General features: G+C 45.9%; 15 protein-coding genes and 1 pseudogene. 7 read left to right on the top strand and 9 right to left on the bottom strand.

Annotated elements, in window-relative coordinates:
• The first annotated feature begins 172 nt into the window (after nt 1-172).
• The 4 genes from panB to A3751_RS06790 all read left to right on the top strand — a co-directional run bounded on the left by panB (nt 173) and on the right by A3751_RS06790 (nt 4,554).
• Nucleotides 173-961, top strand: a complete 789-nt coding sequence (gene panB, locus A3751_RS06805; RefSeq protein ID WP_068453683.1) for a 3-methyl-2-oxobutanoate hydroxymethyltransferase — start codon at nt 173-175, stop codon at nt 959-961.
• Nucleotides 962-970: 9 nt separating this feature from the next.
• The gene (panC, locus tag A3751_RS06800) at nt 971-1,819 is read left to right on the top strand and encodes a pantoate--beta-alanine ligase (RefSeq protein WP_068453681.1); all 849 of its coding nucleotides are present in this window, start codon (nt 971-973) and stop codon (nt 1,817-1,819) included.
• Nucleotides 1,820-1,857: 38 nt separating this feature from the next.
• Nucleotides 1,858-3,495 (top strand): glucose-6-phosphate isomerase, encoded by a 1,638-nt coding sequence (gene pgi / locus A3751_RS06795; RefSeq protein WP_068453679.1) that lies wholly within the window; start codon nt 1,858-1,860, stop codon nt 3,493-3,495.
• Between the two features lie 186 nt (nt 3,496-3,681).
• Nucleotides 3,682-4,554: a hypothetical protein gene (locus tag A3751_RS06790; protein WP_068453677.1), complete on the top strand. Its 873-nt coding sequence runs from the start codon at nt 3,682-3,684 to the stop codon at nt 4,552-4,554.
• Nucleotides 4,555-4,599: 45 nt separating this feature from the next.
• On the opposite strand, the gene folK is transcribed toward A3751_RS06790, so the two are convergent.
• The 4 genes from folK to ppx are packed head-to-tail and all read right to left on the bottom strand — an operon-like array spanning nt 4,600 to nt 8,042.
• Entirely contained in the window at nt 4,600-5,082 is a 483-nt protein-coding gene (gene folK, locus A3751_RS06785; protein ID WP_068453675.1) for a 2-amino-4-hydroxy-6-hydroxymethyldihydropteridine diphosphokinase, read from the bottom strand.
• 3 nt (nt 5,083-5,085) lie between these two features.
• Nucleotides 5,086-5,442 carry a dihydroneopterin aldolase gene (gene folB, locus A3751_RS06780; RefSeq protein ID WP_068453672.1) on the bottom strand — a complete coding sequence of 119 codons (357 nt, stop codon included), beginning with the start codon at nt 5,440-5,442 and terminating at the stop codon, nt 5,086-5,088.
• A 6-nt stretch (nt 5,443-5,448) separates the two neighbouring features.
• Entirely contained in the window at nt 5,449-6,495 is a 1,047-nt protein-coding gene (gene tsaD / locus A3751_RS06775; protein WP_068453670.1) for a tRNA (adenosine(37)-N6)-threonylcarbamoyltransferase complex transferase subunit TsaD, read from the bottom strand.
• Nucleotides 6,496-6,530: 35 nt separating this feature from the next.
• The gene (gene ppx, locus A3751_RS06770) at nt 6,531-8,042 is read right to left on the bottom strand and encodes an exopolyphosphatase (RefSeq protein WP_068453665.1); all 1,512 of its coding nucleotides are present in this window, start codon (nt 8,040-8,042) and stop codon (nt 6,531-6,533) included.
• Nucleotides 8,043-8,152: 110 nt separating this feature from the next.
• Between ppx and trxA the strand changes: the two genes are divergently transcribed.
• The 3 genes from trxA to A3751_RS22115 all read left to right on the top strand — a co-directional run bounded on the left by trxA (nt 8,153) and on the right by A3751_RS22115 (nt 9,474).
• A complete protein-coding gene (gene trxA / locus A3751_RS06765; protein WP_068453663.1) occupies nt 8,153-8,479 on the top strand; it encodes a thioredoxin TrxA in 327 nt (108 codons plus the stop codon).
• 70 nt (nt 8,480-8,549) lie between these two features.
• Complete coding sequence (locus A3751_RS06760) at nt 8,550-9,200, top strand: molybdenum cofactor guanylyltransferase (protein ID WP_068453661.1); 651 nt, start codon at nt 8,550-8,552, stop codon at nt 9,198-9,200.
• 112 nt (nt 9,201-9,312) lie between these two features.
• The gene (locus A3751_RS22115) at nt 9,313-9,474 is read left to right on the top strand and encodes a hypothetical protein (protein WP_156492293.1); all 162 of its coding nucleotides are present in this window, start codon (nt 9,313-9,315) and stop codon (nt 9,472-9,474) included.
• A 73-nt stretch (nt 9,475-9,547) separates the two neighbouring features.
• On the opposite strand, the gene A3751_RS06755 is transcribed toward A3751_RS22115, so the two are convergent.
• From A3751_RS06755 to A3751_RS22670, 5 genes and pseudogenes are all read right to left on the bottom strand, one after another.
• Nucleotides 9,548-10,330 carry an amino acid ABC transporter ATP-binding protein gene (locus A3751_RS06755; protein WP_068453659.1) on the bottom strand — a complete coding sequence of 261 codons (783 nt, stop codon included), beginning with the start codon at nt 10,328-10,330 and terminating at the stop codon, nt 9,548-9,550.
• 15 nt (nt 10,331-10,345) lie between these two features.
• Nucleotides 10,346-11,449, bottom strand: coding sequence for an amino acid ABC transporter permease (locus tag A3751_RS06750; RefSeq protein ID WP_068453657.1), 1,104 nt, complete (start codon nt 11,447-11,449; stop codon nt 10,346-10,348).
• 10 nt (nt 11,450-11,459) lie between these two features.
• Nucleotides 11,460-12,653, bottom strand: a complete 1,194-nt coding sequence (locus tag A3751_RS06745) for an amino acid ABC transporter permease (protein WP_068453655.1) — start codon at nt 12,651-12,653, stop codon at nt 11,460-11,462.
• 81 nt (nt 12,654-12,734) lie between these two features.
• Complete coding sequence (locus A3751_RS06740; RefSeq protein ID WP_068453654.1) at nt 12,735-13,748, bottom strand: amino acid ABC transporter substrate-binding protein; 1,014 nt, start codon at nt 13,746-13,748, stop codon at nt 12,735-12,737.
• 291 nt (nt 13,749-14,039) lie between these two features.
• A pseudogene (locus tag A3751_RS22670) lies at nt 14,040-14,530 on the bottom strand (alpha/beta hydrolase); the annotation flags it as partial.

Genomic DNA, 14,530 nt, shown 5'->3' with positions numbered 1-14,530 from the left:
CCATGTATTGAGATTGCACCCAATTGGAAACTGCCTGACGGCTCAGGACTGCAGCAACATCTTGAACACTGTGTAACCCACAAACTGTCAAAGATTGATAGAAATTTGGCTTGTTCTTGAGCCAACATATAGCTAGTCTTTGCAAGCATTAACCCAACTGGAAATAGGGCGTATGACCGTCACCACCTTATCTTTGAAAAAACTTAAGGAAGAAGGCAAAAAGTTTTCTTGTTTGACCAGCTACGATGCATGCTTTGCTGCCTTGTCTAATGAGGCAGGCATTGACGTATTGTTGATTGGTGACTCGCTTGGCATGGTGCTTCAAGGGCATGACAGCACTCTGCCTGTCACCATGGAAGATATGATCTACCATACGCGCTGCGTTAAAAGTGGTAATGCTCGCAGTTTAATAATGGCAGACCTTCCCTTCAACGCGAACAACAGCGTCGAGCAAACCGTTCTGAATGCAGGCCGACTAATGCAAGCGGGTGCGCACCTTATAAAGATAGAGGGCAGCGCTTGGCTAAAGGAATCCATCGAGGAGCTCAGTTTTCGCGGTATTCCCGTTTGTGCGCATCTTGGCCTGACACCACAATCCGTCAACAAGTTGGGCGGTTATCGTGTTCAAGGTAAACAACAGGATGCAGCGGATAAGATGGTTGAGGCGGTCGTAGAGCTCGAGCAGGCCGGCGCAGATATGATATTGCTAGAATGCGTTCCTACGGATCTAGCCCAGAGGGTCACCAATGCGGTTAGTGTCCCCGTCATTGGTATAGGTGCTGGCAACGTGACAGATGGGCAAGTTTTGGTGGTTCACGATATGCTTGGTATGACTCCGGGCAAGCTACCTCGCTTTGTCAAAAACTTTATGGAAGAGGCAGATACAGTTCAGGAAGCGTTGAAAGCGTACGACCAAGCTGTAAAAGACGGCTCATTCCCCTCTACTGAACACAGCTTCTAACCGATTAATATGCAGGTCGTCCATACTCTAAAAGAATTACGACTCTTGTTGCGCCAAGCGCGCAGTAAGGGCAAAAGAGTCAGCCTCGTTCCAACAATGGGCAACCTGCATGAAGGCCATTTAAGATTGGTCGACCGTGCATTGGAAAGTAATGCTTACGTCGTCGCTACCATCTTTGTAAACCCGCTCCAATTCGGTGAGAACGAAGACTTCGACGCTTACCCCCGCACCCTTGAAAGAGATAGCAAACTGCTCGAACAACGCGGTTGTAACTTACTATTCGCCCCCAATGTTTCAGAGGTTTACCCTGACGGTCTGAAAGCCGAATCAACCGTGCATGTACCAGATTTAACAAAACACCATTGCGGTGCTAGCCGAGAAAAACACTTTGACGGCGTCGCTACGATCGTTTCGAAACTGTTCAACATGGTACAACCGGACGAAGCCGTGTTTGGCGAAAAAGACTTTCAGCAAATGATGGTTATTCGAAAACTGGTCAAAGATCTGTGCTTCCCAATCGAAATTATTAGTGTCGAAACGTGTCGGGAAGAAGATGGTCTAGCAAAAAGTTCACGCAACGGCTATCTCGATATCGAACAGCGCAAGCTCGCAAAATACCTCTACCTTGTCTTGCAAGAAACCAAGACAAATCTCATTGAAGGAAATGGTGACTTCACGTCAGCTCGCCAACAAGCGATTACCTCGCTCACTGAGTACGGCTTTAAATTGGACTATTTCAATATCGCATCTGTTTCGACCTTGCTGCCGGCAAAAGATGGAGATGTAGATATAGTGATACTCGCTGCTGCCTACATGGGGGCAACGAGACTGATAGATAATATTAGAGTATCGTTGTAACACGCCTTGCTGCAACGGCTCAGGAAACAAGGATTAGAATGAGACTGGATGCAAACCCCGCCTATTTGGCCTTAAAGAAAATCGCCTGCCATGCCAAACACGAGCGGATGCTCGACTATTTTAATCAGGACGACCGGCGTGTTGCGCATTTCAGCATTCAAGCACCGCACGTCTATGGCGACTATTCAAAAAACCTGATTTCTAGCACGACAAAAAGCCTTCTGATCGAGCTAGCTCAAAATGCAGATATCAAAAATAAGATTATAGATTTATTCTCAGGAAAAGAGCTCAACAAAAGTGAGGGGCGCCCTGCTCTGCATACTGCTCTTCGCGCACTGACAAAGCCTTTACTCCGAGCAAAGGACTCAAGCATTCATAGTGAAGTTACGGATGCATTAACCGCAATGAAGCGCACGATTGAGAAATTGCATTCAGGAGCATGGCTCGGTTCGAGCGGAAAACCCGTTACGCAGCTCGTCAGTATCGGTATTGGTGGCTCGTATCTTGGTCCCAAAACGGTCATAGAAGGGCTACGTCATTTCCACAAAGATGGCGTTGAAACCTATTTCATATCAAACATCGATGGCAGCGATGCTTCCAATGTCTTGGCTAAGTTAGACCCCGAGCGCTGCCTGTTTCTGGTTCAATCCAAGTCATTTACGACTCTTGAGACGCTCGAAAATGCGCGCGCCTGTATTTCATGGTTGAAGCAGAAGCTTGGTGACGACTGTGATATTAGTAAACATCTTGCTGCGGTATCGAGCAACACGCCCAAAGCGGTCGAGTTCGGCGTTGCCGAGGAGCATATCTTCCCGATGTGGGACTGGGTTGGAGGCCGCTATTCACTGTGGTCGGCAATCGGATTTCCGATTGCATTCCAACTCGGTTTTGACAACTTCATCGCCTTACTTGCAGGTGCTGAAGACATGGATGAGCACTTTTATTCAGCGGATATTGCTGACAACCTGCCACTAATGCTTGCCTTGGTTGGCATTTGGAACCGCTCGTTTATCGGTCATGCCTCAATTGCGGTCATTCCGTATGATCATCAACTTCGTTTTCTTCCCGAGCATCTCCAGCAACTTGATATGGAAAGCAACGGTAAAACCACAGATTACGATGGAAACCAGATTAGCTATGCGAGTGGCCCACTGCTATTTGGTGGGGCAGGAACAAACGGTCAACATGCGTATCACCAACTGTTTCATCAAGGTCGTGGAGCGGTCCCCATTGATTTTATTATTGCCAAACAAAGTCCGTATCCGGTTCGCGATAATCACGCACACTTGCTTGGCAACTGTTTGGCACAAAGCCAAGCATTGATGGTTGGAAAATCAAAGCAGGATGCTTTTAAGGAGCTCGTTGAACTCGGTATGTCAGAACAAGATGCCCACGCCATTGCGCCTCATAAGGCAATCAAGGGTAACAAACCAAATAACATTCTGATGGTAGATAAATTCACGCCGCATTCGGTAGGCGCATTGATCGCTCTGTACGAGCACAAAGTGTTTGCCCAAGGGCAAATTTGGGGCATCAACTCGTTTGATCAATGGGGTGTTGAGCTTGGTAAAGTGCTCGAGAAAGAGCTCTTCCCCTTGTTAAAAGGAAATTCAGATGCAGGGTTCAACAAGTTGGATCCCTCCACGGCATCCTTAATAAAGAAACTTCGTTCTTAGCCGTACCCTGCCCACAAGCGAGCGAGGTGGGGACTCTCGATGACGGCTTATACTGTCGTTATCGAATTTGTTAATCTATAAAAACACAGTCCAGCACATAACAAGAATCACGAAGCTTTCGGCATCATTAAGTCGAGCCAAACTAACAACAACGACAACAACGACAACAATTGGGGTAAAAAGACAATGCATCTATTTGGTTTCAAACAATCCGACCCAAAAAATCAAACTACCTTATTATCCTTCCGCGACACCATTCGTAATGCTTTACTGGTATTCGCTTCGTCACTGACTTTTACGCTTCCAGCCTCGGCTGAAGATAGCGAAGTACAAGACATGTCTGATCCTCTCGCGGTGTATACGCAGGTCGGAGCTGGCGCAACAAACTACGGGATAAACTTTAAAGTCGGCCAAGCCTACGATACGGGCAATCCCAAGACCATCGCAATGAACGTGCTTGAGTTTGAAGGGGTGTTGGGTGAAGCGTTAGGTTGGTCTGGCGGCTCTCAGCGTGATAACCGGCTAGATGGAATTCGATTTAGAAATTTCGGAGTTAATCTCGAAAATGGTCGCGGTGCGCAGGTTGACGTTAAATACAACCTAGATTCAACGCCTCTAGCTGAAGAAAGCGGTAATGTTTCTTACTCCCTGATTCAAGCTCTTCCAAAAATGGGTGCCGTCAGCTTATATCCATTATTAGGCGCTGGTATCGACTTTGGAAACAATGTTCTCGACATAGATGACTCTTCCGGTTCTCCGGAAGTTGACGAAGGCTATTCCATTCAAGGCACGTTCGGCTTAATCGGAATGTATGGAAAACTCGCAATTTCCGACAAAATTTGGCTGAACTACAACCCCTTCTATTTTAGTACTCTCAGCGGTTCGAAACTTTATAAGGACAACGCTTACGGTATCGACGAAGGCAGTATACTCACCCATGAGTTTGTCGCTAGTTATCAATTTACGCCCCGATTCAACACGCGCTATTTTGCCAATTGGAACGAGAATACAGATTTCTCAAACGGTGGGCATCGAATAGAGGCAAATTATCAGCTGTAAATTGTTTGATTTAGAAAGAAACGTTTTGTCAGTTAACGCAAGCGACTAAAAGTCGAACTCGATGCGGGCAATCAATTGATTAGAAGGAAGCTGCGCTTTCAATTGCGCGTACGTTTTCCCGGTCTTTGGCTCTTGCCGGTCACCAAGAAGGTCGGCCATAGGAAGCAAGACGAAAGCGTTATAGAACAATTCTGGCCTAGGTAGGATAACGCCCTCCAGTTCTCCGACAAAATCATCGTAAGTGACGACATCAATGTCGAGACTTCTTGATGAAAACTTAGGGCCACCACGTACACGCCCATGTTGATCTTCAATGTCCTTCAAGATCGCATTCACTTCTGTGATGGAAAACGGGGTCTCAACACGCACAACGAAATTATAAAATGGGTCCCCATCAAATCCGACCGCCTCACTTTCGTAAACCGGTGAGAGCGTCAACTGTCCAAAAGCTTCCCGCAAACCAAATACAGCGGATCTGCTGTTTTGTTCACGATTAATATTGCTACCGACGCTTAAGAAGACTTCCACTCGTTAAACCCTTGAACGCTGAATCACAATACCGACACTTTTCGCTTCAGGTACCGCGCCAGGTTTCGCCAGTTTTAACTCAATCTGATCTACAGGAAAAGCGCTAAAGATGTGCGCTGTGATTTCATCGGCAAGATGTTCAAGTAAATCATGATGCTTACTCGTGACAATCGCTATAATGGCATTCGCCACTTCTGCATAGCTGACAGTGTCGTTGATGCTATTTGTTTGGCCTGCCTTTGCAAGTGAATAAGGCATTTGGCAGTCGATAATCAGATCCTGCTTAACGCGCTTTTCCCAGTCAAAAATACCAATCGAGGCAGAGACACTTAAACCTTCTATAAAGATAATATCGTGCATCTTAAGCTAGCCCTTACCCAAGGAAGGCAATTGATCCATTGGCCAACGCGGTCGAACGGCAACCTCACCACTGCTTCGCTGTCCTGCAAGCAGACGCTGAGCACCTGCATAGGCAATCATGGCGCCATTATCAGTACAGTACTTCTGACGGGCGTAGAAAACCTCAGAACCGGTTTTTTCTTCCATTTTCTTAAGTGTCTGACGGAGATTAACATTTGCGCTTACGCCACCAGCAATAACGAGTCGCTTGAATCCCGTTTCTTTGAGGGCCCTTCGGCATTTGATCATTAAGGTGTCGACTACGGCATCTTCAAAAGCCAGTGCAATTCGTGCTTTCTCGTCATCGTCAAAACGATCTTCGTCACGTGCTTTATTAACCGTGTTTAGAGTGAATGTTTTCAAACCACTAAAACTAAATTCTAAGCCTGGACGATCGGTCATCGGCCTTGGAAAACGATACCTTGTTCCATCAAGCTCTGATCGCGCATACTCGGCTAAACGAGCAATGTGCGGGCCCCCAGGATAATCCAAGCCAAGCATTTTTGCCGCTTTGTCGAAGGCTTCACCGGCCGCATCGTCCAGAGACTCCCCAAGTATTTCATACTCTCCAATGCCCTTGACCGAAACCAGTTGCGAGTGCCCACCCGAAACAAGCAAACCAACAAAAGGAAATTCCGGTGGGGAATCCTCAAGCATTGGCGCCAAAAGATGCCCTTCCATATGATGAACGCCAACGCTCGGTATGGCTAAAGAGAAAGCCAGTGCTTCGGCAATACTTGAGCCTACCAATAAAGCGCCAATTAAACCTGGCCCGGCAGTATAAGCGATTGCATCGATATCTTTTTTTGTGAGGTTTGCATCACGCAACACTTGCTCAATGAGGGGCAACGTTTTCCGAATGTGATCGCGCGAGGCGAGTTCAGGAACTACGCCGCCATAATCTACATGAAGATCTATCTGCGAGAACAAGGCATCCGCGAGTAAGCCACGATCGGTATCATAGAGGGCGATACCTGTCTCATCACAGGATGTTTCAATACCAAGAACGAGCATCTTATATTGGACTCAAAATTAAAGAGGCAAGGCTATCAGAAATTTAGCGCAAATCCGATTTTCTTTAGATAATAACGTTCATGTTCCAGGTTGGCCGCCGTGAGAGGATGGGACTCAATCCAGCCCTCCTCAAATGAAACCTCAAGCGACATTTTTCCCGCCCTAAGAGTAATGGGCACGGGAGAGTACTCACGATCTGCTGCAAGAAGTATCGATAGCCTTAAAAGCACCATTAGATACTGTAAAGACACAAAATCGTGCTTCGCTAGATCGGGCAGATCGGCTGTTGGGATTTTACGTCGATGAGAGCGGACGAGTAGCGCTAACTGCGACTGTACCACATTCGAGAAACCCGAAAGATCAGAGTTCTGAATAAGATATGCACCATGCTTTTGATATTGACTATGTGCAATCGCCAAGCCTACCTCAAAGACTTGAGCCGCCCACGTCAGCAAGTTTTTCCATTTCGGATAGTGGATTTTCCAATCGTCACATACTTGCGCATACAGCTGCTTCGATAAACATGCGACATATGCGCTATGCTCGAGATCTACGCCATAGCGCTGCTGAAGTGCAGAGATGCTTCGGTCTCTTACGTCTTCATGAGAAATCCGTCCAACGATGTCGTAGAGCAAACCTTCTCTTAACGCGCCGTCTGAAAACTCCATGCTTTCAATATCCAAGGCTCGAAACGCTCCTAACATAATCGATAGACCTGCAGGAAAGATACTCCAGCGTTCTTTTTTGATGTTGAGCTGTTCAAGCTGATCAATATGGCCAAGTTGAATCAGCTTCTCGCGAAGTTGCTTTAACTCTTTCAAGTCAACGGTTAACGCGCGATTTTCGTCTTTGCCTAGGGCCTGAAAAACCGCCTTGATTGAACCCGAAGAGCCAACGCAGCTTTGCCAACCTTGTTTTTTATACTGTTTCTTAATTGGTAGCAGCTCACGTTCTGCGCGCGCAACCGCCTGCGCAAAATTCTGTTTTGTGATGACACCTTCTTTAAAAAAAGCTTCACGATAAGAGACGCAACCCATATGCAAGCTTTCGCGCTCGAGTGATTCAAAACGTTTACCAATAACAAACTCTGTTGAGCCGCCACCAATATCAATTACCAAGCGCTGGCCCTCGTCATCTGCTAGCGTATGTGCAACGCCGAGATAAATCAGCCTCGCTTCTTCCCTTCCCGATATAACCTCAATAGGAACACCTAACAAATCCTCAACTGCGCTGGTTAGTTGTTTTCGATTTCGGGCGACCCTCAGTGCATTCGTGCCGACTATTTGAATATAATCCCTGTCAATCGTTCGTAATCTCTGCTCAAAACGTTTGAGACAATCTATTGCTCTTGAAATAGATTCATCATCGAGATTACCTTGTTTATCCAGGCCCGCCGCAAGCTGAACCTTCTCGCCGAAACGTTCCTGTATACGAATTTCACCATGCTCAATGTGTGCAATCGCCATGTGAAAACTATTTGAGCCCAAATCAATTGCAGCTATCTGCATGTTCTCGTTTGCCATTCTCGCTTCGCTGTCTTCGCTCATCCTTGAAATCCGAAATTAAAACTATATATTGTGATCATAGTATCTAATTTAAGTGAAGGGTACCTCGAACTAGAGCGCTCCTTCTCATTCAATCACTCTTAGGATTCAACATGAGCGACAACATTATTAACGTGACCGATGCTTCATTTGAGCAAGACGTACTAAATTCTGATATCCCAGTACTCGTCGATTACTGGGCGGAGTGGTGCGGCCCATGCAAGATGATTGCTCCGGTTTTAGAAGAGATTGCTGACGATTACGCTGGTAAGGTAAAGATTTGCAAGCTGAACATCGACGAAAACGATCAAACACCGCCAAAATATAACATTCGAGGAATTCCTACTCTTATGTTGTTTAAGAATGGCAATGTCGATGCGACGAAAGTTGGCGCACTGTCAAAGTCGCAACTTACCGCATTCGTCGATAGCAACCTCTAAAGTTTATGTTGCTTTCAAAAGGCAGCTCATCTGAGCTGCCTTTTTTGTTGGAGCTAGTCGCTTATAAATAATGATAACCCTCGAACCCCTTATTTCGTCTCTGGAGCAAGCCAAGCTGACCTTTGATGCAGGTATATTGGCGGGTGGCAAATCTCTGCGAATGGGCGGCCAAGACAAAGCACTGATTACCCTAGCTGATAACGTGATGGTCTCGTCCGCTGTTCGCCTGCTAAAGCCATTAGCGGTAAACCGGCAAGTACTGATTAACAGCAATAAAGATCCTGAGAACTATAAGTTCCTGTCTCAACGCATATGCCACGACGCTTATCCTGGCTTTCGCGGCCCACTAGCGGGTCTTCATGCCCTACTCTCAAATAGTGATAGCGATATCCTTTTTGTCGTCCCCTGTGATACACCCTTCATTAACGAGCCATTGATCAACGCGCTTGGTCAACGCGCGGTTGAGCAACAACTTAGCGGCTCATCTTTAAGACCCATTGCTCTCCAGTGCGAGAACTTTAAGCACCCATTACATTGCTGCCTACCTCGTGCCTGTCTCGACTCAATTGCACATCACATTGAGCACGGGAAGCACAAGCTCATTCGTTGGTTTGAAAAAAACGAAGCGGATTGGATCTCGGTGCCTGATACGAGCACGCTAGTAAACGTCAATACGCCTGAAGAGCTGCAGAGGGCCAAGCTTAAGTTATCAAATAGTTAAAAATACCGCCTGACCAAACGGTTAAATATTGACCAGATTATGTTCCCGCTGTAAGATACGCTCAAATTCAAACGATCGTTTTAAAAGACTGTTTAATATCAAGGTGGTATACATGATTATTGAAGTACATGTAGCGTTTCTACTAGCTGCTCTCTCTGTTCTATTCGGCATCACATACACCTTGAGTATGTTTCTTGATAAAGAAACAAAACGCATTATCGCGCAGCGTAAATTCGATACTAACGCATCAGAAATTGCAGCAATAAAAGCCTAGCGTTCGCAAGGCATACAAAAAAGGCGGTGTTGCTTATGCAACACCGCCTTTTTTCATTCCAACTATCTACTGATTAATGCGCCAATATTTGGCTGAGGAATAGCTGAAGCCGATCTGTCTCTGGATGATCGAAGAACACATCTGGGGTGTTCTGTTCAACAATCTCTCCTCCGTCCATAAAGATCACTCTATCAGCCACTTTCTTGGCAAATCCCATCTCATGCGTCACACAGAGCATGGTCATTCCCTCTTCAGCAAGCTCAACCATAACATCAAGTACTTCCTTAATCATCTCAGGATCAAGAGCTGAAGTAGGCTCGTCAAACAGCATGATTTGGGGGTTCATACACAATGAGCGTGCGATCGCTACACGCTGCTGCTGACCACCAGAAAGTTGACCGGGGAATTTATTTGCTTGGTCAGGAATCTTCACCCGATGAAGATACTTCATTGCGGTCTCTTCTGCTTCTTCTTTCGGTTTCTTTTGCACCCAGATTGGACCAAGGGTAAGATTCTCTAAAATCGTCAAGTGTGGAAACAGATTAAAGTGCTGGAATACCATCCCAACTTCTCGACGTATATTCTCAATGTTCTTAACGTCTTCAATCATTTCGATGCCGTTAACAACAAGAGAACCTTTTTGAAACTCCTCTAGCCTGTTGATACAACGAATCATCGTTGACTTACCAGAGCCAGAAGGTCCACAAATAACAATACGCTCGCCTTTCTTCACATCAAGATTAATGTTCTTGAGTACATGGAAGTTGCCGTACCATTTGTTGAGATCCTTAATTTCTATAACCGATTCGCCGGAAGAAGCGGTCTCAACTTTATGCTGTGTATTTTCAGTCGTCATGAATAACTCCGTTGCTTAGTTCCGGTGACTTGTATCTAGTTTTTTCTCAATATTGGCACTGATCATCGACATGCCAAAGCAGCAACACCAAAAAACAAGCGCTACAAATATATAACCTTCCGGTGCATGACCACCCAACCAATTTGAATTGGTCAAGGCCGTTTGAGTTGTGCTCAAAATCTCAAAGATACCGATGATCAACAAGAATGTTGTGTTCTTGAAGAGCATGATAAAGGTCGCAAGGATGTTGGGCATGGACACTTTGATCACTTGAGGAAAAATAATGAGTAATGTCTTTTGCCAATAACTCAAGCCAAGAGAATCTGCGGCTTCGTATTGCCCTTCAGGAATCGCCTGAAACCCGCCTCGGAATACTTCTGCCATATATCCTGACATAAACAGAATAAGTACGATCCAAACTCGCAACAATTTGTCGACATTCGTGCCCTCTGGGAAAAAAAGCGGCAACATAACCGAGCCCATAAAGAAGAGCGCCAGCACAGGAACACCCCGAAAAAACTCGATCAAAATAACGCATACGCTGCGAATAAAAGGCATATCGGAGCGACGACCCAACGCCCATAAAAAGCTTAAAGGGAATGCAATAATGATACTCGCCGCCGCAAGAAATATGTTCAGCGAGAAACCACCCCAATAATCGGTACTTACGAACTCAAGCCCAAACAACCGCCCATCCAAAAATGCGGCTCCAATAAAAGGGAATACGAGAAACAATGGCACCCCTACCGTATTACGCAAACGCGTTGGCAGTAGGTAAGGCGCGGCAATGACCAAACCCAATGCAATTATGCCCATGTTGATTCGCCAAAGCTCCTCAGTTGGGTATGAGCCATACATAAATTGTTGCATCCAAGCCGAAACAAAGACCCAACACGCCCCTTGGTCATTCGTACAATCTGCTTGCGTGGTACCAACCCAGTTAGCCTCAATAAATAACCAGCTAATCATGCCAGGAATAACCGAAGCCAATAAACCAATGATGACCAATGTTGCGATCGAATTATGAATATCCGGGAAAAGATTCTCTCTAATCCAACCGATGACACCTCGTGCAGCGACCGGTGCGGGTTGGGCGGGTTGTGGTTTAAACTCTCTCATCACTCGCTCCTTATTTCCGTTCTACCAGTGCAACACTTTCGTTGAATCGGTTCATTATGAAAGAAATCGTCATGTTAATAACGAAGTACACTGCCATGGTCATGAAGACAATTTCGATTGCCTGGCCTGTCTGGTTTAACGAGGTACCAACAAATACGGTGAATAAATCTGGGTAGCCAATTGCCGTTGCCAAGGTCGAGTTTTTAACCAAGCTTTGATATTCGGAATTGAGCAAAGGAACAATGACGCGCATCGCCTGCGGTACGATGATCAAAGACATGATTCTGCTCTCTCGCAACCCAAGACTCCGAGCGGCCTCTGTTTGGCCATGAGGTACCGATTGCACACCGGCCCGAACGGCCTCAGCAATAAATGCACCGGTATAAACAGCTAATGCAATAACAAGCGCCATCAACTCAGGAATAACAGTGATACCACCGCGAAAGTTAAAACCTTTGAGCTCGGGAAACTCCCAAGTAAAAGGGACGCCCATAATAAATAAGGTGACAAGTGGCAGTCCGAACAATATGCCCAAACTGGTTAAAAAGACCGGGAACTGCTCTCCCGTCTCGTCTTGACGTTTTTTCGCCCACTTTTTGAGGACAATGATTGCAGCAATGGCGACCGCGATCGATCCATAAACGACAGAACTGCCAGGCCCACCTATCAAGTCAGGCAAGTACAGACCGCGAACGTTAAGGAAAATCATCTCACCCAAGCTCATACTCTCACGCGCGCTTGGTAAAGAGGCGAGGACGGCGAAATACCAAAAGAAAACTTGCAACAAAAGAGGAATATTACGGAAAGTTTCTACGTAAATTACTGACAGACGTTTAATCAACCAGTTTTGAGAAAAATACGCGACGCCGACAACAAAACCGATCATAGTGGCAAGGAATATACCTATGATTGAGACTAAGATCGTATTGAGCAAACCAACCACGAACGTCATGGCATAGCTTGAGGTTGCCGAATACGGCACTAGGGTCATTAAGATATCAAAACCCGCAGCGGTCGTTAGGAAGTCAAAACCGCTTTTGATACCTCGCGCTTCCATATTTGTAAGCGCATTCGAGACAATCGAGTAGAAGAAGTAGCCGAGACCTAAAAGCAAAAGCGCCTGATAGATAACGGATCTAACCTGAGGGTTATTGAGCATTGAGCCTGAGGAAGAGCTCGCTCTAGCTATTTGTTCTTCGGACATGTTTCTACCCTAAATCATTGTTGAAGAATTTTTGAAACGGCAAAAGGGGCTACAAAAGCCCCTTATGCTAAGCAATTCGAATTAACGAATTGGTGGAGAGTATAGGAAACCGCCCTTGTTCCACTGCTCGTTGATACCACGAGCAATCTTCAATGGAGAACCCATACCAACATTACGCTCGAAAGATTCGCCGTAGTTGCCAACTTGAGAAACAATGTTGTATGCCCAGTCAGCGCTTAGGCCAAGCTTTTCACCCGCATCACCTTCTGTACCCAGAAGACGCTTTTGTGAAGGCTTACCGTTCTCTTTTAAGTCAGCAGCGTTGGATGAATCTACACCCAAAAACTCTGCTTCAATCATTGCCACCAAAGACCATTTAGCAATGTTGAACCACTCGTCGTCACCTTGACGAACAACTGGGCCTAATGGCTCTTTTGAAATTACTTCAGGAAGTACCATTGCAGAATCCGGATCTTTCAAACCAATACGAATTGCATAAAGTTGAGATTGGTCAGAAGTTAGAACGTCACAACGGCCGCTTTCGAAACCTGCACGAGTTTGATCAGATGTATCAAAGGTAACCGCGGTATATTTCATACCGTTCGCACGGAAGTAGTCAGCAAGGTTCAACTCTGTCGTTGTACCAGCTTGAATACATGCTGCAGCGCCATCAAGCTCTAAAGCACTTTTAACACCCAGCTTTTTGGAAACCATGAAGCCTTGGCCATCATAGTAGTTAACACCCGCGAAGTTTAAACCAAGCGAAGTATCACGAGTATGTGTCCAAGTTGTGTTACGAGAAAGGAGATCAATTTCACCAGACTGAAGCGCAGTGAAACGTTCTTTTGCAGTCAAAGGCTTATATTGAACTTTGCTTGCATCGCCTAGGACAGCTGCAGCAACGGCCTTACATACGTCTACATCAAGACCGCTCCACTCACCTTTCTCATCTTTTTGAGAAAAGCCTGCAAGGCCGGTACTCACGCCACAAGACAACGTACCGCGCTTTTTAACGTCTTCCAATGTACCTGCTGTAGCACCGAAAGATAACCCCACTGCTAAACCAGCAGCCATTATTGAAGAGAATTTCAACATTCGTGTTCTCCTAAGTTTTTGTTGTGTATCCGTAAAAGGATGTCGCAGCGCACCTAAAAGCAACAACGAAAAGCTGACGCATGCACTGATGCTTGCTCTTCATACAAATTTGATGCCACCACGTCTCGCTTTTTTTTTATCATTCCAAACGAATCTGGACTTCGCGTTATCATTAGCGACACAAGCAGTTTGTGCTATTTCACATTGTTTTACAACTGCATGCAGTGCGTCAGAATATCGCATAATTTCAGCCTAGCGCATTATTAACGTGCAGCAGAAATTTAGTGGGAACTATTGTGAAATAAATGACTGCTGGAGAAAGCGAACACACATTGCGTTAAAGACTTCAGGTTTTTCAGCGTGCAACCAATGGGAGGTTTCGGGGATGATTTTCAGTTGTGCTTTTGGAAAGAGCTTTTGAGTTTTCGCTTTATGCTCTGGAAGGATGTAATCAGAGCGAGCGCCAGAAATGAACAACACATTTTTTTCATAACGACCACCATGCGGTGCCGCTAGAATATTCGTATAATTGGCTTTGATGGCTTCAAAGTTAAATCGCCATACCAATCCTGAGTCTCCATCATCAGCTCGACGTAAACTCTTAATAAGAAACTGCCTAACACCCCAGTCCTCGATCCATTTTGACAACGCTTCATCTGCAGCCTGCCTTGAACCAACCGGACTCTCGGCTAGCTCCGCCAAGCCCCTGAGTATCTGTTCGTGGCCTGGTGAATACTGCACGGGCGCAATATCGGCAACAATTAGCGCCTCGACTCGCTCTG

This window comes from Oleiphilus sp. HI0080, assembly GCF_001635135.1.
This window is presented reverse-complemented; position numbering and strand designations above follow the sequence as displayed.

Bases quoted from the DNA above. Each gene is read 5' to 3' on its own strand.
- panB (WP_068453683.1), top strand. From the start codon at position 173: ATGACCGTCACCACCTTATCTTTGAAAAAACTTAAGGAAGAAGGCAAA.
- panC (WP_068453681.1), top strand. From the start codon at position 971: ATGCAGGTCGTCCATACTCTAAAAGAATTACGACTCTTGTTGCGCCAA.
- pgi (WP_068453679.1), top strand. From the start codon at position 1,858: ATGAGACTGGATGCAAACCCCGCCTATTTGGCCTTAAAGAAAATCGCC.
- A3751_RS06790 (WP_068453677.1), top strand. From the start codon at position 3,682: ATGCATCTATTTGGTTTCAAACAATCCGACCCAAAAAATCAAACTACC.
- folB (WP_068453672.1), bottom strand. From the start codon at position 5,442: ATGCACGATATTATCTTTATAGAAGGTTTAAGTGTCTCTGCCTCGATT.
- tsaD (WP_068453670.1), bottom strand. From the start codon at position 6,495: ATGCTCGTTCTTGGTATTGAAACATCCTGTGATGAGACAGGTATCGCC.
- ppx (WP_068453665.1), bottom strand. From the start codon at position 8,042: ATGAGCGAAGACAGCGAAGCGAGAATGGCAAACGAGAACATGCAGATA.
- trxA (WP_068453663.1), top strand. From the start codon at position 8,153: ATGAGCGACAACATTATTAACGTGACCGATGCTTCATTTGAGCAAGAC.
- A3751_RS06760 (WP_068453661.1), top strand. From the start codon at position 8,550: ATGATAACCCTCGAACCCCTTATTTCGTCTCTGGAGCAAGCCAAGCTG.
- A3751_RS22115 (WP_156492293.1), top strand. From the start codon at position 9,313: ATGATTATTGAAGTACATGTAGCGTTTCTACTAGCTGCTCTCTCTGTT.
- A3751_RS06755 (WP_068453659.1), bottom strand. From the start codon at position 10,330: ATGACGACTGAAAATACACAGCATAAAGTTGAGACCGCTTCTTCCGGC.
- A3751_RS06750 (WP_068453657.1), bottom strand. From the start codon at position 11,449: ATGAGAGAGTTTAAACCACAACCCGCCCAACCCGCACCGGTCGCTGCA.
- A3751_RS06745 (WP_068453655.1), bottom strand. From the start codon at position 12,653: ATGTCCGAAGAACAAATAGCTAGAGCGAGCTCTTCCTCAGGCTCAATG.
- A3751_RS06740 (WP_068453654.1), bottom strand. From the start codon at position 13,748: ATGTTGAAATTCTCTTCAATAATGGCTGCTGGTTTAGCAGTGGGGTTA.